General features: G+C 72.5%; 20 protein-coding genes and 3 tRNA genes. 12 read left to right on the top strand and 11 right to left on the bottom strand.

The features are described from left to right. Positions 1-43: 43 nt before the first annotated feature. The 3 genes from NE235_RS06915 to NE235_RS06905 all read right to left on the bottom strand — a co-directional run bounded on the left by NE235_RS06915 (position 44) and on the right by NE235_RS06905 (position 4,354). Positions 44-1,417 (bottom strand): urease accessory protein UreH domain-containing protein, encoded by a 1,374-nt coding sequence (locus NE235_RS06915; protein ID WP_252800107.1) that lies wholly within the window; start codon positions 1,415-1,417, stop codon positions 44-46. Next, positions 1,414-2,730: a tetratricopeptide repeat protein gene (locus tag NE235_RS06910; protein ID WP_252800106.1), complete on the bottom strand. Its 1,317-nt coding sequence runs from the start codon at positions 2,728-2,730 to the stop codon at positions 1,414-1,416. Before NE235_RS06910 ends, NE235_RS06915 begins: the two co-directional genes overlap by 4 nt. Positions 2,731-2,794: 64 nt before the next feature. Further along, positions 2,795-4,354, bottom strand: coding sequence for a DUF4331 domain-containing protein (locus NE235_RS06905; RefSeq protein WP_252800105.1), 1,560 nt, complete (start codon positions 4,352-4,354; stop codon positions 2,795-2,797). Between the two features lie 198 nt (positions 4,355-4,552). On the opposite strand from NE235_RS06905, the gene NE235_RS06900 reads away from it, so the two are divergent. Continuing rightward, positions 4,553-5,599 carry an aldo/keto reductase gene (locus NE235_RS06900; protein WP_252800104.1) on the top strand — a complete coding sequence of 349 codons (1,047 nt, stop codon included), beginning with the start codon at positions 4,553-4,555 and terminating at the stop codon, positions 5,597-5,599. A 23-nt stretch (positions 5,600-5,622) separates the two neighbouring features. Here NE235_RS06900 and NE235_RS06895 read toward each other — a convergent pair whose 3' ends face one another. Then, the gene (locus NE235_RS06895; protein WP_252800103.1) at positions 5,623-6,729 is read right to left on the bottom strand and encodes an acyl-CoA dehydrogenase family protein; all 1,107 of its coding nucleotides are present in this window, start codon (positions 6,727-6,729) and stop codon (positions 5,623-5,625) included. A 100-nt stretch (positions 6,730-6,829) separates the two neighbouring features. On the opposite strand from NE235_RS06895, the gene NE235_RS06890 reads away from it, so the two are divergent. Together NE235_RS06890 and NE235_RS06885 are read left to right on the top strand one after the other, a co-directional pair. Next, on the top strand, positions 6,830-7,732 hold the full coding sequence (locus tag NE235_RS06890; RefSeq protein WP_252800102.1) for an AraC family transcriptional regulator: 903 nt from the start codon (positions 6,830-6,832) through the stop codon (positions 7,730-7,732). 259 nt (positions 7,733-7,991) lie between these two features. After that, complete coding sequence (locus tag NE235_RS06885) at positions 7,992-8,141, top strand: hypothetical protein (RefSeq protein ID WP_252800101.1); 150 nt, start codon at positions 7,992-7,994, stop codon at positions 8,139-8,141. Positions 8,142-8,169: 28 nt separating this feature from the next. On the opposite strand, the gene NE235_RS06880 is transcribed toward NE235_RS06885, so the two are convergent. Both NE235_RS06880 and NE235_RS06875 read right to left on the bottom strand, forming a co-directional pair. Beyond that, positions 8,170-8,283, bottom strand: a complete 114-nt coding sequence (locus NE235_RS06880) for a DUF397 domain-containing protein (RefSeq protein WP_252800100.1) — start codon at positions 8,281-8,283, stop codon at positions 8,170-8,172. Positions 8,284-8,310: 27 nt separating this feature from the next. Further along, entirely contained in the window at positions 8,311-9,156 is an 846-nt protein-coding gene (locus tag NE235_RS06875) for a helix-turn-helix domain-containing protein (RefSeq protein ID WP_252800099.1), read from the bottom strand. A 208-nt stretch (positions 9,157-9,364) separates the two neighbouring features. Between NE235_RS06875 and NE235_RS06870 the strand changes: the two genes are divergently transcribed. The 3 genes from NE235_RS06870 to NE235_RS06860 all read left to right on the top strand — a co-directional run bounded on the left by NE235_RS06870 (position 9,365) and on the right by NE235_RS06860 (position 11,390). Then, the gene (locus NE235_RS06870; protein WP_252800098.1) at positions 9,365-9,892 is read left to right on the top strand and encodes an ATP-binding protein; all 528 of its coding nucleotides are present in this window, start codon (positions 9,365-9,367) and stop codon (positions 9,890-9,892) included. Next, positions 9,889-10,074: a hypothetical protein gene (locus NE235_RS06865; RefSeq protein WP_252800097.1), complete on the top strand. Its 186-nt coding sequence runs from the start codon at positions 9,889-9,891 to the stop codon at positions 10,072-10,074. Before NE235_RS06870 ends, NE235_RS06865 begins: the two co-directional genes overlap by 4 nt. A 146-nt stretch (positions 10,075-10,220) precedes the next feature. Next, entirely contained in the window at positions 10,221-11,390 is a 1,170-nt protein-coding gene (locus NE235_RS06860) for a methyltransferase domain-containing protein (RefSeq protein WP_252800096.1), read from the top strand. Positions 11,391-11,523: 133 nt separating this feature from the next. On the opposite strand, the gene NE235_RS06855 is transcribed toward NE235_RS06860, so the two are convergent. Continuing rightward, positions 11,524-12,348 (bottom strand): SCO6745 family protein, encoded by an 825-nt coding sequence (locus tag NE235_RS06855; RefSeq protein ID WP_252800095.1) that lies wholly within the window; start codon positions 12,346-12,348, stop codon positions 11,524-11,526. Positions 12,349-12,628: 280 nt separating this feature from the next. Next, complete coding sequence (locus tag NE235_RS06850; protein WP_252800094.1) at positions 12,629-15,862, bottom strand: S8 family serine peptidase; 3,234 nt, start codon at positions 15,860-15,862, stop codon at positions 12,629-12,631. A gap of 375 nt (positions 15,863-16,237) precedes the next feature. Between NE235_RS06850 and NE235_RS06845 the strand changes: the two genes are divergently transcribed. Then, positions 16,238-16,576 (top strand): site-specific integrase, encoded by a 339-nt coding sequence (locus NE235_RS06845; protein ID WP_252800093.1) that lies wholly within the window; start codon positions 16,238-16,240, stop codon positions 16,574-16,576. A gap of 222 nt (positions 16,577-16,798) precedes the next feature. Here NE235_RS06845 and NE235_RS06840 read toward each other — a convergent pair. The 3 genes from NE235_RS06840 to NE235_RS06830 all read right to left on the bottom strand — a co-directional run bounded on the left by NE235_RS06840 (position 16,799) and on the right by NE235_RS06830 (position 17,070). Further along, positions 16,799-16,873: transfer RNA gene (locus NE235_RS06840), tRNA-Val, on the bottom strand. Between the two features lie 23 nt (positions 16,874-16,896). After that, a tRNA-Cys gene (locus tag NE235_RS06835) sits at positions 16,897-16,967 on the bottom strand. 30 nt (positions 16,968-16,997) lie between these two features. Then, positions 16,998-17,070 (bottom strand) — tRNA-Gly (locus NE235_RS06830). A gap of 139 nt (positions 17,071-17,209) precedes the next feature. Between NE235_RS06830 and NE235_RS06825 the strand changes: the two genes are divergently transcribed. From NE235_RS06825 to NE235_RS06805, 5 genes are all read left to right on the top strand, one after another. After that, a complete protein-coding gene (locus tag NE235_RS06825) occupies positions 17,210-17,929 on the top strand; it encodes an ArsR/SmtB family transcription factor (protein ID WP_252800092.1) in 720 nt (239 codons plus the stop codon). 249 nt (positions 17,930-18,178) lie between these two features. Continuing rightward, entirely contained in the window at positions 18,179-20,338 is a 2,160-nt protein-coding gene (locus NE235_RS06820; protein WP_252800091.1) for a fibronectin type III domain-containing protein, read from the top strand. Beyond that, positions 20,338-21,327 (top strand): AAA family ATPase, encoded by a 990-nt coding sequence (locus NE235_RS06815; RefSeq protein ID WP_252800090.1) that lies wholly within the window; start codon positions 20,338-20,340, stop codon positions 21,325-21,327. The genes NE235_RS06820 and NE235_RS06815 overlap by 1 nt, the downstream gene beginning before the upstream one ends. 1 nt (position 21,328) lies before the next feature. Next, the gene (locus NE235_RS06810; protein WP_252800089.1) at positions 21,329-22,456 is read left to right on the top strand and encodes a DUF58 domain-containing protein; all 1,128 of its coding nucleotides are present in this window, start codon (positions 21,329-21,331) and stop codon (positions 22,454-22,456) included. After that, positions 22,435-24,654, top strand: coding sequence for a DUF3488 and transglutaminase-like domain-containing protein (locus NE235_RS06805; RefSeq protein WP_252800088.1), 2,220 nt, complete (start codon positions 22,435-22,437; stop codon positions 24,652-24,654). Before NE235_RS06810 ends, NE235_RS06805 begins: the two co-directional genes overlap by 22 nt. Positions 24,655-24,675 lie beyond the last annotated feature (21 nt).

Here is a 24,675-nt window from a genome sequence, read left to right as displayed (position 1 = left end):
TCGCCGGATCGTACGAACCCGTGGCCATCGTGCCCAGCCCTTCTCACTGACCGAGCACGGACGACAGGCTTCGCACCGTCAGGCCGAGCCCGAGCAGGATGACGAGGAGCGCGGATCCGGCGGGCACCGATGTTCCCGGCAGGCGGGGGAGGCACGGCAGCCGTTGCCGGAGGGATGGGATCCGGGTCGCCAGGCGGCGTCCGGCTCCGGTGATGAACACGCCGATGGAGACCAGGGTCAGCGCCAGGCCCAGGCCGTACGCCAGGACCAGCAGCAGGCCGAACCAGGCGTGCCCGACCGCCGCCGCGCCGAGCAGCACCACCACCGCCGAAGGGCTCGGCAGCAGCCCGCCCGCGAATCCCATGAGCACCACCGTCCCGCGCTGCGGCATGTCGTGGTGGTGGTCATGGCCGTGCGTGTGCGGATGGGTGTGCGAGCGGTGACCGAGCGCGCGGCGGAGCAGGGTCACCCCGGCCGCCACCACGAAGACGCCGGACGTCGCGCTCAGCCAGCCGAACGCGGCCGGGCTCACCAGCGTGGAACCGCTCGCCACCAGCAGTGCCAGCGTCAGCACGCCCGCCGTGTGGGTCACCGTCACGGTGAGACCGAGCACGATCACGTCGCGGAGCGAGCGGCGGCCCCGGCCGACCGCCTGCGTGGCCATGATCGTCTTGCCGTGGCCGGGGGCGAGCGCGTGCGTGGCGCCCAGCACGGTGGCGAGAAGCAGCGCGAACAGCGTGAACGCGGGGGAGAGCGAACGCCGTCCGATCAGATCGGTGAACGCCTGGGTGAACCGGCCGGCGCCGCGCGGCAGCACGCGGGTCACCCCGGTGCCGGGGGAGGCGGCCAGTGGAGGGCCGCCGGGGGTGACGGTGAGGGACGCCGTCCGCTGGTCGAGCGGCGAGCTCAGCAGATCCTGCGGGTACGAGGTCAGCCGCGCGCTCTTCGACCTCGCCGGCACGTCGGAGGACCGCAGGGTGGTGCGGTCGCCCGCGGCGGTGATCTCGTGCCAGCCGGCACGGTCGGCGGCCCCCGTGTCGTGGACCACGATGGCCGAACCGCCGTCCCGCACGGTCAACGGCGCCGCCAGCGCGCATTCCAGGCGTATCGTCGGGAGCCCGGCCTGGCCGGGCCGCGTCCGGGCGGTGGCGGAACGCACGGTCGCCCGTACCGGCCGCCCGTCCACGGTGATCCGGAACGACCCGGCCGCCGACGAGCAGGTCCGTCCGGCCCAGCCGGTGAGGTCCGCGCCGCCCTGGAGTACCTGCGCCGCCGGGATCTCGGCCAGGTCCCGCACGTGGTCGACGCGCAGTTCGTGGGCGGCGACCACCAGCCCGTCGTAGCGGTTGACCGTGAAGTTCCCCAGCGGGTGCAGCGGTGCCATGAGTGCTGCGGCGAGCACCAGGGGCGGGCTCATGATCGTCCTCCGAGCGAGGCCAGGGCCGCCCGCGCCCGCGACGCGTACAGCGGCGAGAAGTACCTGTTCACGGCGAGCGCCCCGGCGAGGTCGCGTCGTGCGTCGGCGCGCCTCCCGAGCCCCTTCTCGATCACGCCGAGGTGGTAGCGGAACAGGGCGTTGCGGTAGCCGCCGGCGTTCGCCTGCCGGGCGTACGCCAGCGCCTCCGCGTCCCGCCCGTTGACGTGCAGGGCCCAGCCGAGCGCGTCGGCGACGTGCACGCCGTGCCGCCGCGCCCACTCGGCCCGCGCCGCACGCAGCGCCTGCGCGGGGTCGCCGTGGTCGGCGTCGAACAGCGCCGTCTCCAGATCGGTGGCGACTCCGGCGACGTGGGCGAGCCTGGCCCAGGCACCGGCCACCGCGTACTGCCGGGCGGCCTCGTCCCGGCGGCCGCGCGCCTCGAGCAACTCGCCGAATCCGGTGAGGTACTGCGGCAGCGGCAGCGTGGCGACGACCTTCCGATGGTCGGTGATCGCGCCGGCCGTGTCGCCGCGCGCCGCCCGCACGCGGGACCGGCCGTCCACGGCGGCCGGATACGAGGGGTCATGGCGCAGGGCCAGCGCGAACTCGCGCGCCGCCGTCGTGAGGTCGCCGGCGTTCCACGCCAGCTCGCCGAGCTGGTCGTGGACGTACGCCTGGTCGCCTCGGTCGGTGGCAGATCCGGCCGCCAGCTCCAGGATCCGCCGGGCCTCGCGGACGTGACCGCTCAGCTCGTTCACATAGGCCAGCCGAGTGAAGATGGGAATGCCGGGGGCGACCGCGTCGGCGTGCCGGGCCGCGTTCATCGCCTCGGGGTAGCGGCCCAGTTCGACCAGCGCGTCGATCCGCACGGCCAGTGCGTTCTGCCGGTACGGGTTGACGGCCAGTGCCTGGTCCGCCTGCGTGAGGGCGGTGGCGAAGTCGTGACGGGCGGCGGCGAGCGCGGCGAGGCCCGCGTGGGCGGCGTCGTTGTCGGCGGGCCGTTCCTTCAGCGCCCTGGCGAGGGCGGCGCCGGCCTTCGGATAGTACGAGGGGTCGGCCGTCAGGCGGGCCCGCTCGACGTACGACAGGCCCAGCGTCGCCCAGCCCTCCGAATCACGCGGCTGCGCGCGCAGGTGCCGCTGCAACCGGCCGATTCCCGTGCTCAGGCCGCCCGCCGAGACCCGCTCGTACGGCCCGGGGTCCGGGGAGGCGGACCGGGAGCCGCCGGTCGTCAGCGTGGCGGCCAGCGTCAGGCCCACGGCCAGCCCCATCGTGACCAGGGCGTACGCCGGTCGCCGGATCTTCGCTCGCATGGCGTCCAACCTCCGAGGTGGGTTGCCCGGCCGCGGGTGGCGCGGCCGGGCCGGCCGGCCGGGATCAGAGGGATCGGGACGGGCGCCGGCGCCGCCACCAGAGGGCACCGCTGCCGCCGAGGAAGAGCGCGCCCGCGCCGATCGCGGCGATCGGCAGGAGCGGCGACGAGCCGCGGACCGGCTCCTTGTCGGCGACCGGGCCGGCGTTCAACGGCGTCACACGGCCCGTCGGGTTGCCGCCGGTCGCGGTGCCGCCGGCCGAGGAGCCCTTGACCGAGGCGTTCTTGACCGACGAGCCCGAGCTCGGCAGCGCCAGGTACGGGAAGGACGTGCCGAACGCCTGGTCGTTCGCGTCCACTCCGTCGCCCAGGTTCGTCTTGGCGCCGAGCAGCCTGCCCTCGACGACCTGCAGCGAGGCGTCGACCACGTCGTCGCCCAGGCGGCGGCCATTCGGGAAGCCGGCCTTGTCACCCGCGAGGACGCCGAGCCGGTCGGGCCGCTTGGCGGGCGGGATCGAGGTGTTGAGGCGCAGCATCTCGGCCGGGCGGACGTTCGGCGGCTGGTTCAGGCCGGGCACCCCGGTCAGGAAGACCTGGACGAGGTCCTTGCGCGGCGCGGCGGGCGCCGGGATGCCGTAGACCTTTTGGATGAGCCTGGGCAGCTCCGGGTCGGTGACGTACCTGCCGAACCGCGCGTTGTTCCACGGGACCGAGGCGTTGAACCTGTCCTTGTCCTTCAGGGGAATGACGACCTCGTTGACCAGCGGCATCCCGAGGCGCGAGACCTGGGTGTACCAGCCGCTCGCGCCACGCCGCTGCGTGTCCGACCAGACGCCGATGATGTGCGATCCGGCCGACAGCATCTTCGTCGGCACCTGCAGCGCCACGCTGTTCACGTTGTAGCCGCGCAGCGTGTCGTTGCCGACCTCGGACAGGTTCCCGCCGTACAGCAGGTCGAAGACGCGCAGGTCAAGGAAGAACGGATCGTCGGCCTGCCCGGCGAAGACCTGGCCGCCGTTCGCCCAGCCGCCGGGGCCGCCGGTCAGCGGGTGCACGGCCTGCTGCCGCAGCGACGCGTAGTCCGGCATCGACGCCTTGCCGACGTTGGACGGCGCGACCGGGACGTTGGTGGCGAGTCTCTGCTCCGAGACGGCCGTGCCGTTCGAGCGCTTGATCAAGGTGAGGTCGTACGTCTGGAGGAAGTTGAGGTTGGGATCGGACAGGCTCTTCACCGGGCCGGTGTTGTAGAGGAAGGTGTCACCGCTGCGGTAGCGGTCGGTGAACGTCCACCGGAACGTGTAGTCGGCCTGCGCGTTTCCGTCACTGTCGACGTTGATGTCGTAGCGGGCGTCGGTGGCGAACTTGTAGAAGTTCGGCCCGCCCGAGGGGTCCTCGAACGGGATCCAGTCGGCGATCAGCGTGGTGCTGTCCGGCCGGTCCGGGCTGACGAAGGCGTAGACGTCGGTGTTGTCGTACTGCGGCTGCCCCGAGATGAGCGGCGCCTCGCGATGGCTGCTGGCCGTGGCCTGACCGGGGGCGAGACCGGTGAGCCCGCCGCCGGCCAGGGCGACGCCCACGGCCAGGAGCACGGAGGCCCGGACCCGGGCCGATGCGGATGCTGGCATTTCGCTGCTTCCTCCGGTGATCCCTCCGGTGCTCCCCTGAGCACCTGCTGCACGGGTCATTCGGAGCGGAGCCCGGCCCGGACGGGACCGTGGCCGGATCCGGCCAACATCGGCGGAGCCGCACGTCGGCTCGCCGACCAGGCGAGTGCAATATCTATGCGTTGGACGCATGAACGGCCGATCCATAACCTCTCCGGCATGACACCGCAGAAGGCGACATCCCCGATGGGCACCATGACCCTTGGCCCGCTCCAGGTGACGCGGCTCAGCCTCGGCACGATGCTCATGGGCGGCCGGACACCGCGCGACGAGGCGCACCGGATGCTGGACCGCTACCACGAGGCCGGCGGCAACTTCCTCGACACCGCGGACGTGTACGGCGACGGAGAGTCCGAGCGCACGCTCGCGCCGTGGCTGGCCGCGCACCGGGATGAGGTCGTCGTGGCCACGAAGGTCGGCATGCCGGTCTCCGACCCGCCCGGGGAGGGCCTCGCCCCCGACCGGGTGCGCGCGGCGTGCGACGCGAGCCTGAGGCGGATGGGCATCGACGTGATCGACCTCTATCAGGTCCACGCGCCGGACCCCGGCACGCCGCTCGAGGACACGCTCGAGGCGCTCGACGGGCTCGTACGCGCGGGCAAGGTACGGGCGCTCGGCGCCTCGAACTTCCCGGCGTGGCTGCTCGCCTGGGCGGTCGGGCTGCAGGAGCGCAACGGCTGGGCGCCGTTCGTCTCACTGCAGCCGCAGTACTCGCTGGTGGAGCGCTCGATCGAGGTGGAAATCCTGCCGTTCTGCCGCGCCGCCGGCATCGGCGTGATCCCGTGGGGGCCGCTCGGGGCCGGCTTCCTGACCGGGAAGTACTCCCGCGACACCGAACCACCGGCGGGCTCGCGGATGGCCGGTGCCGGGGACGATCTCGAGGAGGCGCGCCACCGCCGCGCGATCGAGCGCAACTTCCGCGCGGTCGATGAGGCCGAAGCGATCGCGCGCGAGAAGGGTGCGACGATCGCGCAGGTCGCGCTCGCCTGGCTCCTCGGCGTCGAGGGCGTCGTCGCGCCGATCGTCGGCCCCCGCACCTTCACCCAGCTCGAGGACCTGCTCGGCGCGACGGACGTCACGCTGACGGAGGCGGAGCACACGCGGCTGGCCGCGCACACGCCGCCGCCGGAGTTGTACCCCTACCGGATGCTCTCGCAGCAGCTCGGTCTGGGGGAGCTCGCGCAGCTGAACCGCAGCCGCTCGTAGCCGAGGCCCGAATGCCCCCGGCCTCAGATGAGGACGCCGCCGCCGGCCGACGCCCCGGGTCGGCTCTCGGCGGTGAGGGCCTGGCCGTAGCCCTCCGCCGCGATGTAGGTCCGCAGGTGCGGGTGGCGGCCGCCGACCGCGATGTCCCGCCAGTACCGCTGCAACGCGTTGCTCGTGGCGAAGCCGCTCGGCCCGTGCAGGTCCAGCATCAGCTCCACGGCGGCCCGGCAGTCGCGGGCGGCGTACGACAGGTCCATCTCCAGCCGGGCGCGCTCGGCCGCCGAGACGTCGCCCGCGTCGACGGTCCGCGCGGCGGCGAGCATGGTGCGTTCGGCGCGGTCCACGAGCAGCGTCGCCTCGGCCAGCCAGTGCCGGGCCGCCGGTGAGTCACCCATCCGCGCGTACGCCGTCATGAACGGCTTGCGATCCGAGGCGAACAGCGCGTGCACGACGTCGAGCGCGCCGCGCGCCGCGCCGACCACCGGTGCGAGGACCGTGATCCCGTAGAACACCAGGGCGCCGGGGGCCGGCGGCCCGGCCGGGCTCACCCACTCCGCCGGCACGAGCAGGTCCCGGGCGACGACGGTGTTGCTGCCGGTGCCGCGCATGCCGGCGGAGTGCCAGGTCCGTTCGACGGTCAGGTCGGCCATGGGGATCAGCGCGAACGAGTACACGCCGTCGACGATCAACCCGAGCCCGGCCCAGGCCGCGTCCTCGCAGCCGGAGACGTACGGCCAGCGGCCGTTGATCCGGATACCGCCCGGCTCGGGTGTTCCGATGCCCTCCGGCCGGCCCGACCCGCACGCCAGCGCGTCCGGGTCGGCGTGGAAGTCGGCCGGTACCGCGCCGCGGAAGGCGTCCTCGGCGAAGGTCTTGCCGGTCGCGCAGGTACCGGCGATCCAGGCGGTGGACGGGCAGTACCGGCCCACGTCCGCCAGGTGGCGGGCGACGGTGCCGGCGTCGGCCCAGGCCCCGCCGGACCGCTCGGGCGTCCTGAGGGCGAACCCGCCGTGACGGCGGACCACGTCGAGGCTGTCGGCGGTCGGGCGATCCTGCTGCTCGGTCTTCTCGGCGTTCTCGAGAAGGATGCGGGCCTGGTCGGGAGCGATGGTGTCGGCTGTCACGTCCATCGAGCCAACCAGTCGCGGCCGCCGGTGACCATGCCCGAACGGCCCAGGCGCATACGCGTACGTGCCGTTCCGAGACGGTGTGCGGGCCTACGATCCGTACATGGACATGATCAGCGAGGTGATCGGCACCGTCCGTGCCGGGAACGCCTACGCCCGCCGGATCGCGGAGTCCGGGGCGTGGGGCGCCCGCTATCCGTCCTTCGCGGGCATCGGGTTCCACCTCGTGCTCAGCGGCACCGGCTGGCTGATCCTGAGAGGCGGCGAGTCGATCGCGCTGGGGCCGGGTGACGTCGTGCTCGTCCCGTACGGCACCGAGCACGGGCTCAGTCACGCGCCGTGCGCGCTCGGCGCGCTGCCGGTGGCGAGCATGGGCCCCGAGCCGCCGCGCCCCGGCCCGTCCGACTTCGAGTTCCTCTGCGGGTCCTACCACCTGGACGGCGGCAAGGTCCATCAGTTCCTCCGTGCGCTCCCGGACGTCATCGCGATCTCGCCGGACTACGAACGCCACCCGCAGCTCCGGTCACTGACGGCCCTGCTCGGCGACGACGTGTCCGAGACCCGGCCGGGCGACGACGCGACCCGGTCCGCGCTGGTCGACCTCACGCTCGTCCACGCGCTCCGTCACTGGCAGGAGCAGTCCGGCGATGAGCCATGGCCCGCGATCACCGACCCGGGGATCGCCGCGGCGCTGCGTACGATCCACGACGCGCCGGACGGCCAGTGGACGGTGCAGCGGCTGAGCGAGATCGCGGGCATGTCCCGTACGACCTTCGTCCGGCGGTTCACCGACCTGGTCGGCAAACCGCCGGCGACCTACCTGACCGGCTGGCGCCTCACCCTCGGCGCCCGCCTGCTGCGCGAGACCTCGGCGCCGCTGGCGGCGATCGCCCGGCAGGTCGGCTACTCGTCGGAGTTCGCGTTCGCGAACGCCTTCCGACGTGAGTACGGCGTCTCACCGGGCCGATTCCGGCAGAACATGCGGGCCGCCGCGCCCCACCGGTGACGGTCCCCCGATTCCGGCTGCGGAGCCGCGCACTGAGGCGGCCGTACGCGCCGTGGCGACCGAGGAGTTCGACTCTTACGCGGCGGGCGACTACGGGGCGGCGTGGGACCTATGGACGGCCGCGGGGAAGCGGGCAATCTCGCGTGCGAACTACGTAAAGCTGTTCACGTTGTGCCCGGAGATCGCGCAGGGCGTCCGCTTCGAGATTTAGCGGGTCACGATGGACAGTGCCCACGCGGCACACGTCCGGGTGAGCCGCATGGGCATCGCCGTAATGAGCTACCAGTTCGCCTACGAGGGCGGCCACTGGCGGTTCAGGCCGACGACGGAGTCGATGAAGGACTACCGCACGAAGACCATCCAGCGGATGGCGGCCGACCGGCGGGCAAGAGGTGGCTGCGGGAAGTAGATCGCCGGGGCCCTTCTTCTTCTCCGGGCTACTCCTCGGCGGAGCGCTCGGTCAGCGTCGCGACCTCGACGCACGCGCCGTTCTGGCTGCTGATCCGGCTCTTCCTCCAAGCGGCGTCGGACAGGTCGTGGGGCGTTGGCATAGGTGCGGCTTCCTACTGGGTCTGCTCTCACCGGTCGGTGAGTATCTTCAGCGTATTCGTTGGGTTTGCCGCTGCGCCGACCAGATTCAGGAAGGCCGTGTGGTACCGCTTCACCTCCGCGGGCTCCTCGATGAACATCTCGCCCGCGACCAGGTCGACGAACACGGCGTCGAGGTCGCCGGGCTCGGGGAACTGCAGGATGTTGAACGAGCTGGACATGCCCGCGTGCGCGCCGGCGTCGAATGGGATGACCTGGACGGTGACGTTCGGGAGCTGGGCGACCTGGCGCAGGTGTTCGAGCTGAGCGCGCATCACGTCCGGGCCGCCGACCGTACGACGTAGCACGGCCTCGTCGATGACGGCGATGACCTCCAGCGCCGGATCCTCATACAGGGCCTGCTGGCGTCGCGTGCGGATGTCGATGCGGGCCTGGACCTGCTCGTCGGTCAGGGTCGCGGCGCCGCCGCGGAAGATGGCGGCCGCGTACTCCGGCGTCTGCAGGAGGCCGGGAACGGTGAGCGGCTCGAAGATCAGGACGCTGGCGGCCTCCGCTTCCAGGCCGATGAACGTCGTGGTGGCCTCGGGGAGCATCTTGTCGTACGGGTCCCACCAGCCGCGCTTGCGACCGTCGCGGGCGAGCTGCTCGAGGTGCTTCCGCTCGTCCTCACCGACGCCGTAAACCTCGCATAGGTCGCGGACGTCACGCGGGTCGGGTCGCTTGCCCTCGTTCCGCTCGAGGCGGGTCAGTTTGCCCGGCGACCATTCCAGTCGCTTGGCGACTTCGGTGCTCGGTAGTTCGGCGGCCTCACGGAGCTGGCGCAGGCGCTGGGAGAGGCGGCGTCGGCGCACAGTAGGGCTCTGCCGGTCGGGCATGGGCGTCTCCGCAGGGTCAGGGCGGCTCGGTGAGGCGATCGTAGAGGACTTCATCACGGCGTGTGATCCAGACATAGGGAACTAACTACGCAGTGTCAAAGATTAGTATTGCGAGTTTGATAGTTACCAAGCATGATGAGGCCCGTACCTAGCCGCTCATGCCCGGCCTAGCCAGCCGAGCGCCTCTGACCAGGGGAGTTGATTCCCTGTGACACCTGATCCAGCGGTCATCGCCGACCGCGCCGCCCCCACCGTCGTGACGCCCGTCATGCCGACCAGCCCACGCCGGCCGTCGTGGATCGCGCTACGCGCCGAGCCCGCCTCCGTCGCCAAGGGTCGCCGGTTCGCCCGGGACGTGGTCGGCGGGTACACCCTCGATGACGATTACCTCTATCTGGTCCGGCTGCTCGTCTCCGAGCTGCTCACGAACGCCGTCAACGCGGCCCGCGCCATGCGCGACTGGCCGTACGACTCATGGCCGGTCCGCCTGGACGTGGCCGCCACGAACCGCTGGGTGTACGTCGCGGCCACCGACCCGGACCATCGGCCGCTGCCCGCCGCCGCGGTGGGTGGCCTGGAGGCCGAGAACGGCCGGGGTCTGCACATCATCGACGGCGCGGCTACTGCGCGCTGGCCGATCTACCGCGAGCACGGCAAGACCATCCACGTCGTCGTAGCCGCGCCCGGCGTCACCTTGACCGCCGACGAGCTGCGGCGGATCGGAGTTCCGACGTGAGTTTCGAAGGAGAGTACGCCGGACTCATGGAGGCGCTGAACGCGCCGACGGTCGGTGAGACGTACGAGCAGAAGCTCGACGAACTGGCCGACCTCGTCGCGCGCTATCCCGCTAAGCCGCGGAAGCTCCTCGCTCAGCGGAGCGCGCCGGCCGACAGACGTGGGCGCACGGCGCGGAGATGAAATCTCCGGCCAACGGATTACCGTTCATCTCAGGAAAGGGGAACCAGCATGGGAAAGCACTCCCGACCGGACCCGCCGCCGCACCCGAACGACCAGCCCACGCCGGATGGCAAGGGCACCCCGCCGCCTCCGCCGAAGCCGAAGAAGTGACCGCCACCGGCACGCGTCGGCAGCGGCTTCACCAAGAGCTGCTCGACGCCGGCGCGATGACACCGGACTGGCGGGCCGCGTTCGAGGCCGTCCCACGTGACCGGTTCCTCCCGGCCGTGATGTGGCCGCTCACCGGCGAGGGATACATCACGGTCGATCGGGACGCCGACCCCATCGCGTGGCAGCTGTGGGCGGACAGCGACGTCCCGATCGTCACCCAGTGGGACGACGGACACCACATCGGGCCCGGCGCGGGGGAGGAGCCGACCAGCTCCAGTTCGATGCCGACGATGGTGGCCTCGATGTTCCGGGACCTGGCCGTCGTCGACGGCGCCCGGGTCCTGGAGGTCGGGACCGGCACGGGCTGGTGCGCGGGCCTGCTGTCCGCGCGGCTCGGCGCGGACCGCGTCACCTCGGTCGAGGTCGACGCCGCCCTCGCCCACGCCGCGCGGAAGGCGTTGTGGGCCGCCCGGTGGCGCCCGACGGTCGTCACCGGCGACGGCGCGAACGGCCGGCCGGCCGGTGCGCCGTACGACCGGGTCCTGGCAACCGCGTGCGCCCGGCGGATCCCGGCGGCGTGGATCGCCCAGACCCGCCCCGGCGGGCTGATCGTCACGCCGTGGGGCACGCCCTACTCCCAGTCAGATGCGATCGCCCAGCTCACGGTCACCGTGGACGGCGCGGCGATCGGCCGGTTCACCGGGCCCGCCGGGTTCATGAAGCTCCGCGATCAGCGCGGCGACCGCATCGACCCAGAGCGGTACCTGCCGGGCGGGGTGTGGCCGGACGACGCCCGCGAGTCCAGCACCGCCATCGCCCGTGACGAGCTGCTCGCCGCGGACTGGGCGATCGGCCTGCGCGTGCCGGACGCACGCCGCACGGTCAGCGTCGACGGCGACGCCACGACGCTGATGGTCTACGGGCTCACGGACGCCTCCTGGGCCGCGGTGTTCTGGTGCGACTGCTGCACGGAATGGGACGTCTTGCAGGGTGGCCCACGCGCACTGTGGCAGGAGGTCGAAGCCGCCTACCGCTGGTGGGCCGGAGCGGACCGGCCGGACGTGACCCGCTTCGGATTGACGGTCACGCCGGACGGCCAGCGGGTCTGGCTGGATGATCCAGCACAGATCGTTTCGCCCCTGCGCGCAGGAACTGCGACGGCCTGACCGAGGCACGACAAGCCGGCGGTTCCCGCATTGAGTGCCGAGGTTCGGTGGTGAGGGAACGTATGGTCAGTGGAAGGCCACTTCGACGTTGAGGCCTCCATCCGGGTCGTGGCCGTCGCCCGCATGCGCCCGCTCAGTCGTCGGCGGCCTTCACCGCGGCTGCGAACGGCTCGAGCCCGGCGGCCAGCTCGTCGAGCTCGTCCGCGCTGAGCACGTCGTACGCCGGCGCCGCCAGTTCGTCGGTAAGGGCCTCGATCCTCTCTTTGGTCTCCCGGCCGGCGTCGGTGAACCCGCCGGCGGCGTCCATGAGACCTCGGTCGCGCAGCCCGTCGACGACGGCGGCCAGCCGTGCCCTGGGCAGGTGGTGGATCCGGCCGAACTCCTCCGGCCTCATTCCGAGGGAGAGAGCGAGGAGGACGTGGGCCTCGGTGCCGCCGATGCCGTGGGCGAGGAGGGCGGCGTTGTGGCCGTCCCCGCGGTGTTCGCGCAGCAGCGTCGCCGCGTGCCAGAGCCTGGCCACCGGCTCCTCGGGCACCGCAAGCGCCCGGAGCCCGGCGTACAGCGCTCGGCCCTCGATCGGCGCGCTGACCCCCGCTCGGGTGGCGAGGTCGGCGACCCGCACCAGAGCGGGGGAGTCGGCGAGTTCCCCGATCAGCTGCCGCAGGGCGGCGGCGCTGCCCCGCTCGCGCACGGCGATCGCCTCCTGCGGGGTGATCTTCCCCCAGACCCACGGGATGTGGCGCGCCACCTCGCCGTCGGCGAAGTTGTAGAAGACCGCGTGCACCACCTCGGCCGGTGCCGGCCCCAGCGGCGCGGCCCGGCCCGCGAAGTATCCGTCCCAGTAGTTGCGCATGCCGAGGGCCAGGAACGCCTCGTTGGGCACCTCGGAGAAGGTGACGGTGGCGATCGGCTCGACGAGCTCGAACATGCGGTGGACCTTGGCCAGTGGGTGCGACATCGGTCGGCATCTCCCGTGGTCGCGGCAGCGCCCCTGATGGGCGGCCTCTCACCCTTCCCACGAACGACGCGGCCCGGATCCGACAACTTCGGCCGATTCCGCCGGGCAGTTTTCGGGTGTCACACGGACTCGGTCGCCGCTTGGGCGCCGTGGTCTGGCTTCTCGCGGCGGACGTGGAGCGAACCGGTCCCCTGCCGATCAGCCTTCGATCGGACGCTCGATCCGCACCGGGTCAACGGCCCCCCTGGCCTGGGACTCGCCTGACCAGGGGGGCCGTCCGTCACGAACCGATCCGGTACGCGTGCGCGATCGTCTCGGTGAGGGTGGCGGTGCCGCCGGTGGCGTGGACCTTCAGGGACACGTACCCGGAAGCGGCCGGATGGCGGATCGTGGCGCGGAAGGCACCGGTGCCGGTGCGGGTCACCGTGGCCGACTGCCAGGTGGCGCCGTCGTCGTAGGAGACCTGCATGGTCACGGCAGTGGCGGCGGCGATGATCGGGACGGTGAAGGCACGGCCGGCGGGTGCGGTGCCGGTGGCGTCCAGGGCCGGCGCCATCCGGATCGCCGTGAGGTGCGCGGCGGCGGCCGGGTCGGTGAACGTCCAGTCCGCCGTGACGTGGGTAGACAGGCCGAACGAGGCCGCGCGGGTGGAGTCGACGTTGAGCCGGTAGGCGCCCGCGGTCGGCTGTGCGGTGAACCGCGCGTGGCCGGGCACGTCGGAGGTGGCGACCTCTTTGCCGTCACGGTAGAGGGTGGTCGTACCGGCGGCGGTGGCCTGGTCGACGTAGCCGGCGTTTCCGGCGCTGTCGCAGTACGGGCCCACCCGCACGGTGAGCTGGTCGCCGGTCCATCCACCGCCGGTGGTCGGGCACGGTGCGATGATCGGGGCGTTCCAGGTGGACGTGTAGCTCCTTCCGGCCTGGTAGGCCGTCGGCGGGCCGGTCGTGGTGACGGTGTAGTAGTCGGCGGAGTCCTCCGAGTACTGGTACGCCTGCGAGGTCCAGCTGATGCCGCCGTCGGTGTTGAAGTAGCGGGTCGCCGCCAGTGGCGTGCTCGTGTAGACGGGGCTCAGCGGATAACCGGGTACGGTCGGCGCCGACTGCATGATGGTCGTGCCGGCCGGGGCCTGCGCGCGGGCGGAGGTCCTGTCCACGGCGAGCTGATCCGCGGTGACGGACTCGGTGAAGCCGGTGGGCAGCGTTCCGGGCCGGTACCAGGCGAGTTGGTAGGCGTAAGCGCTCGGATCCGATCCGTCGCTGAACGCCGTCCGGATCTCCGAGACGAAGGCGTCGCTGTCGCCGGACCCGCCGATCTGGGCCGTGCGCATCTGGATCGATTCGTTGCTGCTACCGCCGACCGTCACCCAGCTGTTGCTGCCGTTGCGGATGCCGACCTCGACGGCGCTGTCCGAGCGGACCGCGCCGGCCGTCGGCACGCTGACCCGGACCGGCTGCCCGGCCCGCTCGTCAAGCGTGAGGTCGGTGTCCGTGTCCACGGTGAGGTTCGGCCGGGCCACGTAGGTCTCGTTCGGTAGCGCCGAGAACATCTGCGAGACGATCGCGTAGTGCCCTTCGGGGACACTGATGGTGAAGTCGCTGCCGTAGTTCCGGTCGTAGTGGAAGAGGGAGTCGTACTCGTATGGGGTGTCCAGGCCGACGACGGTGGTGTAGTACTCCGCCGTCGGCTGACCGTCGGCGCCGAGGTGGTGCAGCGTCAGAGTGTGGGTGGCGGCCTCCCGGATGAGCCCGACCGGTGTGGTCACCTTCGTGCCGTCGGCGGTGGTGGCGGTCAGCTGCCCGGAGTACGGCCCGTTCGGTGCCGCGGTGGAGGCGGCGGCCGTGACCTTGACCTGGGCACTGCCGCCGGCCGGGACGGTCAGCGTTGACGTGCTCAGGCTGAACAGCCCGGACGTGGCCGTCATGTTCGGCCCGTCCACGGTCAAGGCCAGGCGGAGCGTCTGCGCGGTGGTGCCGGGATTGCGGTAGGTGACCGCCTTGGTGAGCGCAGTGTCGTCGGTGTGCGGATACGTCGCGGTGCCCATGCTCAGGCTGGGCGGGTCGGCCAGCACCGGGTCGGCGAGCGCGCCGGCCACGTCGACGCGGCCGGCGCCCTGGGCGAACACCCCGACGCCCTGGGCAGGCCGGGCCGTCCCCATCAACGCGGCCTTCAGCATGGCACCGGTCCAGTCCGGGTGCTTCTGCTTGAGCAGGGCGGCGCTGCCGGCCACATGCGGTGCGGCCTCGGACGTCCCCCACACCCCGCTGCGGTAGGGGCCGGTGCCGGACGAGTCGGCGCTGCGGGCGACGGTGACGTCGACACCGGGCGCGGTGATCTCGGGCTTGATGGCGTTGTCGCCGGGGCGCGGACCACGGTTGGAGAAGGCGGCCAGTCGGTCGTCGTGGTCGACCGCGCCCACGCTGAGCGCGTCATCGGCCGTGGACGGTGATGCGACGTCGTAGTCGTCGGCGCCGTTCGGGTTGGCGCCGTTATCGCCGTCGTTGCCCGCCCCGACCACGAACAGCGTCCCGTACTGCTCGCTCAGGTTGTTCAGGGTGGACTCGAGCGGGTCGTCGCCCGGGGCGTCGGCGAATGCGAGGCTGATGTTGACGACCGCGGCGTGCTCCGTGCCGGCCGCCCACTCCATGCCGGCGATCACGGCTGATTCAGTCGGTTCCCCGTCGCCGACCTTGGCGGAGACGATCGTGGCGTCCGGAGCCACGCCCCGGTAACGGCCGCCCGAAGCGGCCCCGTTGCCCGCGAGGACGGAGGCGACGTTCGTGCCGTGCCCCTCCACGTCGTGCACGTCGCCGCTGGTGGGCTCGCCACCGTCGGCCACCGGCGTGAAGTCGACCTGGGCGGCCACGCGGCCGGCCAGGTCAGGGTGGGTGACGTCGACGCCGCTGTCGATCAGCCCGACGGTGATCCCCTTGCCGGTCAGGCCGGCGTGCCAGGCGTCCGGGGCGCCGATCTGCTGGACGCCCTCGGCCCCGGTGAAGTGGCCGATCGCGTCCAGCCAGACCTTGCCGGTCGCACCCTTGCGGGTCACCCTGGACCACAGCCTGCCGAGGTCCCGCTTGCGGGTGTGCACGGCGGTGGCCTTGACGCTGGTCATCCGGTGCACGACCGTACCGGTGACGCCGCTGTCGGTGGAGGCGATGATCGGCAGGTCGGCGCGCCGGTCGTTGTACCCATCGGCGAGCAGCCCGGTGACGTCGAACAGACGCGGGTCGAGCCGCTTCGCCCGCAAGAGCGGCACCGCGTCGGCCGGAACCACTCGCACATGGCCGGACACCGTGCTGGTCAACATGGGGATCTTCGCTCGGCCGGGGCCGGGGACGACGCTGACGCCGCCGTCCCGAGTCAGAGTGACCCGGTCCCCGCTGATGAGCGTGGCGGTCCGCCCGTCGCCACCGGCGGCCGGGGCCACCGTGGCCGCGGCGGCCGGGCGAGCCTGGGCGAGACCGGCCGCGAGCAGCAGGATCGCGGCGGCCGACAGGGATCTTCTGGGACGCATGGAGCTCCTTGTCCTCAGGTCAGCGTGGGCTGCCCTCGGTCGTCTAATCGGCGAGAAGGGTGGGAGGCAGGCGGAGCACGCTCACGTCGACCATCGGGCCGCCTGCCCCTGGGCCGGCGCGGTGGGTTCCCCTGCCGCGCCGGCCGAGACAGGCTTCCCTGTCGCGCCGGCCGACGATCTTCCGATCGGTTCCGCGTCGGACGTCATGGCCCTCCTCCTGCCTCGCCTCCCACCCTGCGATTGCCGATTGGCCCCCCGAAGCGTTCAGAGCCGCCAAGAGGGATGCCCGCGCCGGCCCGTCGGCCGGCGTCCGGAAATGCGGCTGGGGGCATGGAGCCACTGCCTCGGCCCACGTTCCCCTTGTGAGGACCGCTGGTGGGCATAGGCGGCGCCGTGAGCGTGGCGGGTGGTCACTGGCATCGGCGATCCAACTTCGCCCGCCGCCTGTGGCGGCCCGCCTGTGACGGCGACACCGCCCGCAAATGGCCGCCCATCCTGCCTGGGGCGGTCTTCCACGGCCTGCGCCATCCCCACAAGACCGTCCTGGATGAACTCGGCATCGAAGACGCCCTCAAATACGAGCGGATGGGACACCGGATGCCCGGCATCGCCGGCGTCTACAGCCACGTCACCGACCCCATGCGGCAGAACCTGCGGAACCGTCTGCAGGAACGGTGGACCACCTTGACCGCCCGCCGGGCCCAATCATCGTGACCTCGACCCATCTCGCGCCGAGGGGGAACACGGCCGGGAGCATCATCGGGAGCCCTGGTCCCGATGACCCCGACCCCCGAGAAGTACCGACCCCGACCTACCGAATGGGTAGTCCCGATCAGCTGTGGAGCACCCTGCCCCCGATCTGCTCCCGATTCCGGCCCATCGTTAGCACCAGAAACCAAAATGCAGGCCAGGCACATGGCCGGACCTGCATTAACATGGTGGGCGATACTGGGATTGAACCAGTGACCTCTACCGTGTCAAGGTAGCGCTCTCCCACTGAGCTAATCGCCCTCGCGAAGCAGAGTGTGCTTCAGAGGTGGAGACGGGATTTGAACCCGTGTACACGGCTTTGCAGGCCGTTGCCTCGCCTCTCGGCCACTCCACCGAGTGAGGCCCTGGGGAGGCCTCTCCTCCGAGCGGACGACGGGATTCGAACCCGCGACCCTCACCTTGGCAAGGTGATGCTCTACCAACTGAGCCACGTCCGCGTGTCTCGGGGGCTTCCCCCCTCGGCAACGGGGTAAACACTAGCGGATGCCCGGCCCAACCCCCAACTCGAATGGCCCGGCCCACGTCACCAGCATCTTTAGATGCCCGTCGAAGCGTGTCCGGCGTACCGTCGGGGGCATGCGAGCACCGTACGACTCCGACATCGCGCCGGTGGCCGCGCTGCTGGCGGACCGCACCCGCGCGTCGATGCTGACGGCCCTGCTCGACGGGCGTCCGCTCGCCGCGGGGGAGCTGGCCAGGACGGCGGGGGTGAGCGCGGCGACGGCCAGTTCGCACCTGGCCAAGCTGCTGGACGGCGATCTCGTGACCGTCGTGCGCCAGGGCCGGCATCGCTACTACCGCCTGAAGAGCGCCGAGGTGGCCGCGGTGATCGAGGCGATCAGCCGGATCAGCCCGGACGTCGAGGTCCGCAGCCTCCGCCAGTCGCGGCAGGCGCACGCCCTGCAGGAGGCCCGTACCTGTTATGACCACCTGGCGGGCCGCGCCGGCGCGGCGCTGTTCGAGGCGCTGCTGAGCCGCGATCTCCTCGAGGCGGTCGATTCGTCGTTCGACGATCCCGCGGCCTCCGCGTACGAGGTGACCGACAAGGGGGAGCGGCAGCTGGCGTCGATCGGCGTGGACGTCGCCGGCGTGCGGCGGGCGCGCCGGAGGTTCGCGGGGCACTGCCTGGACTGGACCGAGCGCCGTCCGCATCTCAACGGCGCTCTCGGCGCGGCGCTCACGGACCGGATGATCGGGGACGGCTGGTTCACGCGCGGGCCGGCGCGGCGGGCGCTGTTCGTGACGGAGCTGGGCCGGGGCCGGCTGGCCGACGTCTTCGGTTGCGTCCTCGGCTGACCGGTTCCGTGCTGACTGACCGGTTCCAACCCGGCTGATGGGCCTGGTCCCGGCTTCGAGCGGCGATTCATCCTCTCCCCATTGGAACCATTGAGAGCGCCGTTGCGTCCGAATATCCCGCACTGGCCGGGTTTGAGACGCCCGGACGCATTAAGGTGGCGCCTGCGTCGCAGCGACGATCAGGCGCGGAGGGGTGACGAAGCGGTGAGCGGGGAGCGCAGATTCTTCCGTCGTGATCGACTGACCGGGTTGATCGCGATCGGCGCGGTCGGGGTGTTGTGCGCGGCCGCGGTGGTCTTCGGTGTCGGGATGGCCAGTGCGAAGTACCACCTCGCCGATGTCGGCGGCTGGCTGACGTCCTCCAAGAAGGGCGAGCTCGTCCACGTCAACGGCCTGTCGGGCAAGGTCGACGGCAAGGTGACCCTGTCGGGTACGGCCGGTCACACGATGCGGGTGATCCAGCAGGGCGGCGTCGTCCTCATCGTCGACGAGACGACCGGCGTGGTCAGCCGCGTCGATCCCGCGCATCTCAACGTCGTCCAGGGCGTCTCGTACCGCGGTGCCGCCGGCATGCAGGTCGTGTCCGGGTCCGGCGCCGCGTACGCGCTCGACCAGATGAAGGGCAACGTGCAGCGCCTGGACCCGATGACGCTGGCCACGGCCGGCGACCCGGTCAGCCTGACCGGGCCCCTCGGCGCGGCCGCCATCGACGCGAAGTCGACGCTGTGGGTGCCGGTGCCCACCAACGGGCAGGCGGCCTCGGTGCTGAGCGGCCGGCCGGGGCAGCCGGTCGGGGTCGGGCGGGCCGGTGACGACCTCGCGCTGACGATCGCGGGCGGGGCCGCCGTCGTCACGGACTTCACCACGGCGGAGAGCCTCGTCCTCGGCGACGGGGGCATCCGGGTGAAGGTCAAGCTGCCCTCGATCGTGGCGCAGCTCGGCAAGGGCCACGTCACCGCGCCGCCGACCAGCACGGAGGGGCAGCTCGTCCCGCTGCTGGCCGGCAAGTCGCTGATCGTGATCAACGCGGGCAGCGGGTCGGTGAGCAGCGTCTCGCTGCAGCTGCCGGAGCACAAGCTCATGACCCCGCAGGTCCTCGGCCAGCGGGTCTACATCCCGGACCAGAGCTCGGGCAGCCTCCTCGTGTACGACTCGGCGACGAACCGGATGGCCTCGCAGGTGCCGGTCAGCGGGCGGCCCGGTCCGCTGGAGGCGTTCGTCAAGGACGGCCTGCTCTGGGTGAACAACCCTGACAGCCCCAAGGCCGTGGTGGTCGACGGGTCCGGCGCGCACAAGCCGGTGCAGAAGTACACCGGTAAGGTGCCCGGCGGCCCTGAGAACCCGATCCCGAAGGGCGACGACCAGGGCCAGGACAACAACCAGGACAACAACCAGCCGACCTCGAACGCGCCGGCGCCGCCGGTGCCGACGTCGGCGCCTCCGGTCCCGCGCATCCCGACCCACTCGCCCCGCCCGAGGTCGCACAAGCCGTCGATCAAGCCGCCCAAGACGCCGCCGCCGCCCAAGACGGAGGCGCCCAAGGTCACGCCGCCGAACAAGCCGACCAACCTGCGCGCGGCCGCGCAGCCGGACGGGAGCATCAAGGTGGACTTCCAGCCTGGAGGCGGCGGGAAGGCGACCGGCTACAAGATCGTCCTGCCCGCGGGCCTGACCGCGACGCCCGCCAGGATCCCCGCGGACGGACCGGACTACACGTTCACCGTGAGGGGCGGAACCTGCGGCACCGAGTACGTCTTCGCGGTCGCGGCGACGTACCAGAACGGCGACCACGAGTCGGAGATCGAGTCGGACCAGTCCGACCCGACTCTGTCCTGCACGCAGCCCGACGCGCCGAGCGGCATCACGGGCACCGGCACCGCGCAGGGCGCCAGGATCGGCTGGCAGGCTCCGCCGAACGCCAAGGGCGTGACCTACCGGCTCCAGGTGACGGGCCCGAAGTCGTACACCAAGGACGGCATCTCCGGCACGTCGGTGACGATCCCGAGCATCTGGAAGAACGGCTCGTACACGATCCGGGTGACCGCCTCCAACGGCGCCGGCGGCAAGACCGGCAGCGCGACCAGGGCGCTCAGGGGCCCGGTGCGGACGTACGGCATCCACAACGGCGGCAACCCGACCGACGTCAGCTACGTGTGGTCGCAGGCGAGCTCGAAGAGCACTCTCGTCGAGGAGATCAAGAACGCTAACACCCAGAAGGTGAAGGTGGACTGCCAGAAGATCGGGACGCAGTACAACCACCCGAACGGCAAGGCGGCGTTCAGCGGCAAGCTGTACGACCACATCACGCACAACGGGCACGTCGGGTACATGATCGGTTATCTGCCGAACACGCCGCACACACCGTGGCAGGAGCTCGCCGGGCCGACCATCTGGGAGTGTGCCGGCTGATGACGGCCGAGATTCACGGGGCGTCCGACGCGGACGCCCTGGCTGGACGCTTCGCGCAGTTGTTCGGGGCGCTGGCGGGCAACATCGAGCGGGTCATCCGCGGCAAGCGGGAGAACGTCGAGCTGGCGCTGCTGTGCCTGCTCAGTGAGGGGCACCTGCTGCTGGAGGACGTGCCGGGAGTCGGCAAGACCACCCTGGCCCGTACGCTCGCGGCGAGCGTCGACGCGCGCTGGACGCGGATCCAGTTCACGCCCGACCTGCTGCCGTCCGACGTCACCGGCGTGTCGATCTTCAACCAGTCGAACAACCGGTTCGAGTTCCATCCCGGGCCGATCTTCGCGAACATCGTGGTCGCGGACGAGATCAACCGGGGTTCGCCGAAGACCCAGTCGGCGCTGCTGGAGGTCATGGAGGAACGGCGGGTGACCGTGGACGGGCAGCCGCATCTGGTGCCCCGGCCGTTCATGGTGATCGCGACGCAGAACCCGGTCGACATGGACGGCACGTACCCGCTGCCGGAGGCGCAGCTCGACCGGTTCCTCATGAAGATCTCGATGGGGTACCCCGACCACGCCTCGGAGGTCGCCGTGCTGGCCGGCACGCCGACCGGGCCGCTGATCGACCAGTTGCCGAAGGTCGCCGGCGGGGCCGACATCAAGAACATGATCGACTTCGCGGGCCGTATCCACGTCGCGCCTCCGCTTTACGACTACCTCGTGCAGGTCGTCGCGATGACGCGCGGGCATCCCGACATCCGCCTGGGGGCCAGCCCCCGCGCGAGCCTCGCGCTGCTGCGGGCCGTGCGCGTGCGGGCCGCGGCGGCCGGCCGGTCCTTCGCCGTCCCCGAGGACGTGAAGGGCCTCGCGGCCCACGTCATCGCCCACCGGCTCATGCTGACGCCGGAGGCGGAGCTGCGCGGCCGTACCGCCACGGACCTCGTCGCCGAGGCCCTGTCGCAGGTGCCGGTGCCGCAGTCCACCGGGGTCTGAGGTGCTCACGCCCGTCGGCTGGGGGGTCGCCGCGGCCTCGGCGGTGCTGTACGCCGCCGGTGCCCTGCTCGGCTACCCGGAACCGGTCGCCCTCGCCGTCGGCGGCTTCGTCGCCGTCGTGACGGCGGTGCTGTGGACGCTGCCGCGGCCGCGCCTCACCGTCGTACGGGAGGTCACACCGAACCGCGTCGCGCGCGGCGAGCCCGCCACCGGCGTCCTGCACGTCACCAACACCGGCCGGGTGCGCCGCGCGGGGATGCGGGCGTACGACGCGTGCGGCGGCGGGCGGATCGAGGTCCGGGTGCCCGTGTTGCGCCGGGGAACGGCCGAGACGGTCCGCTACCCGCTGCCCACCGACCGGCGCGGGCAGATCCCGGTGGGACCGCTGCGGCTGGTCCGCGCCGACCCGTTCGGGCTGGCCCGGCGGGTCCGGGAGTACGGCGAGCCGCGCAGTCTCCTGGTCCGCCCGCACACCGTCGCCCTGCCGCTCCTGCCCTCCGGGCGGAACCACCACCTGGAGGGGCCCACGTCGGACACCGCGCCGGCGGGCACGGTGACGTTCCACGCGCTGCGCGAGTACGTCGTCGGCGACGACCTGCGCCACATCCACTGGCGGTCGAGCGCCCGTACCGGCACGCTCATGGTCCGCCAGCTCGTCGACGCGAGCATGCCGCAGACGACGGTCGTCGTCGACACGGCCGCGGCCGCCTACGCCGACGCGGACGACTTCGAGCTGGCCGTGGACGCGGCGGCGTCCGTGGCGGCCGGCGCGGCGCGCATGAACTTCCCGGTCCGCGTCCTCACCGCGGACGGGCCGCTCGTGGAGACCCGCGGCGGCGCCCACGACGTGGAGGAGATCCTCGACCGGCTGGCCGGGCTGTCCCGTACGGACGTCGCGCACGGCGCGGTCGAGGTCGCGCGGCGCGTACGGGCGGGCGGGGCGCTCGTGCTCGTCACGGGCGGGCACGGAGACGTGGCCGGCGCCGGGACGCTGCGCCGGCGGTTCGACCGCGTGGTGTGCGTACGCGTGCGGCCCGACGCCCCCGGCCCGCGCCTGCCCGGCGTCGCCCTGGTCGAGATCTCCGGCCTGGCGGAGCTGCAGGCGGCGTGGAAGGGCACGACGCGATGACCACGACGGCGGCGGCGCCCCCGGAACCGGCCACGGACGCGCCGCCCGCGCCCCGGCGGGTCCTGCGCGTACGGCTCGTCACCGCGCTCGTCATCGTGATCGCGCTGGCCGGCGCCGGCGGCCTGGCGTTCCACCGGGTGTTCGCGTTCGGGGACCTCGTGCCCGTCATCACGGTCGCGGCCGTCGCCCCGGTGGTGCTCGTGGCGCTGCTGTCCTGGCCGCGCCGCCGGACCTGGCCGCTGTGGATCTCGGTGCTCGCCACCGCGGCGGCCTGGACGCTCATCGCCGGGCTGACGCTGTTCCACGGCGACTTCACCGTGGTGGGCGGCGCGCTGCGCGACTCCTGGAAGGGCACACTCACCTCACTGCTGCCCGCCCCCGGCCGGCCCGAGCTCCTCGTCCTGCCGCACGCGCTCGTCTGGCTCGCGGCCTTCGGCGGGGCCGAACTGGCCGTGCGGACCGAGACGAAGGCGGCGCCGGCGCTGCCCGCGGTGGCCGTCTTCTGCGTGGCCCTGCTCCTCGGCGTCAACGGCCCCGGCTCGAACCTTCCCGTCGCCGCCGGGCTCGCCGGGCTCGTCGGCGCGCTCACGATCGTACGGAGCGGCGGCCGGCCGCTGTGGCTGATCGCCGGGCTCCCGGCCGCCGCCGCGATCGGGCTGCTCGGCGCGGCCGTCGGACCGTACCTGCCCATGAGGGGCGAGGCGTACGACCCGCGGGCGACGGTCAAGGCCCCGCCGCCGCAGCAGCGGGACAGCATCAGCCCCCTCGACCGGGTGTCGGCCTGGCTGCAGACCCCGGACCAGCAGATGTTCACCGTACGCGCCGACGCGCCCGAAGACTGGCGCCTCGCCGTCCTGGACCGCTTCGACGGCGTCACGTGGACCTCCGGCGCGCGGTTCGTACCGGCCGGCAGCCGCATCCCGGAGGACCCGCGCGTCCACCGCACGCGCGTCGTCCAGCGGTTCACCGTCCAGGAGCTGCCCGGCGTCTGGGTGCCCGCCGCCGACCGGCCACGGACGGTGCAGGGCCTGGCGGTGGCGACCGACCCCGGCAGCGGCGTGCTGACCGCGGGGCGGCCGCTGCGGTCCGGGCAGGCGTACACCGTCACCTCGATGGTGCCCGACTACGACGCCGCCCGGCTCGCGGACGCCCAGCCCGCCCGGGACGCCGAGGCCCAGGCCGCCTCCGGCCTCCCGGAGTCGCCTGGCACCACCGCGAAGACCGCCGAGGTACCCGCGTTCCGCCGCCTCGCCCAGGCGATCACCAAGGACCAGGACACGGCGTTCCAGCGCGCCGCGAAGCTCGCGGACTACCTCCGCACCGCCGCCAGGTACGACGTGACCGGCCTGCCCGGCCACACGTACGCGCAGCTGCGCTACTTCCTCGGCACGTCCAAACGCGGCACCTCCGAGCAGTTCGCCACCGCGTACGCCGTCCTGGCGCGCTCGATCGGGCTCCCGGCGCGCGTCGTCGTCGGCTTCCGGCCGGGCGTCGGCGGGAACGGCTCCTGGCAGGTCCGCTCCGGCGACGTGCTCGTCTGGCCCGAGGTCGCCTTCGCCGAGATCGGCTGGGTGCCGTTCTTCCCCACGCCCGAGGAGACCGGAGCGTCGAAGAAACCGGACTCGGTGCCGGCGGGGGAGACACAGCAGAAACTGGAGGCGGCGCAGAAGAGCGCGGCGGCCCACAAGAAGGACAACGGCGGATCCGGCAAGCACGGCGCGCCGGCGCCCAAGGCCCCGGCCCGGCCCGCCCACAAGACGTCACCGACACCGCCGTGGGTGTACGGGGTGGCGGCGGTCCCGCTCCTGCCGGCGGCGTACCTCGCCGGCGTCCTCATCGTCCCGGTGCTGCGGCGCCGGCGCAGACGCGGCGGCGCCACCCCCGCCGCGCGGATCACCGGGGCCTGGGAGCAGACCCGCGAGGCGCTGGGCGCGGTCGGCCTGCCCGCCGTGACCGCCCTGACCGCCCACGAGGTGGCCGGTTTCGGCGCCGAACGGGTCCCCGGGGCCGAAGCGCACCTGCGTCCCCTCGCCGACCTCGTGAACCGGTCACGGTACGCCGCGACGCCGCCCGGACCGGACACGGCCGAGGCCGCCTGGCGGCACACGGAGGAGATCCGCCGGCTCGTCCGGCGGACGGCGGGCCTCCGGCGACGCCTGGCCCGCCGCCTGCACCCCCGCTCGCTGCGCCCGCGCTGACCACTGACGGGCGCGGCCGAC

Origin of the sequence: Actinoallomurus spadix, from assembly GCF_024055725.1 — a bacterium.
GTDB classification, from domain to species: Bacteria; Actinomycetota; Actinomycetes; order Streptosporangiales; family Streptosporangiaceae; genus Actinoallomurus; species Actinoallomurus spadix.
The sequence above is the reverse complement of the archived record's forward strand: the minus strand, read 5'-3'. Positions and strand labels throughout refer to the sequence as shown.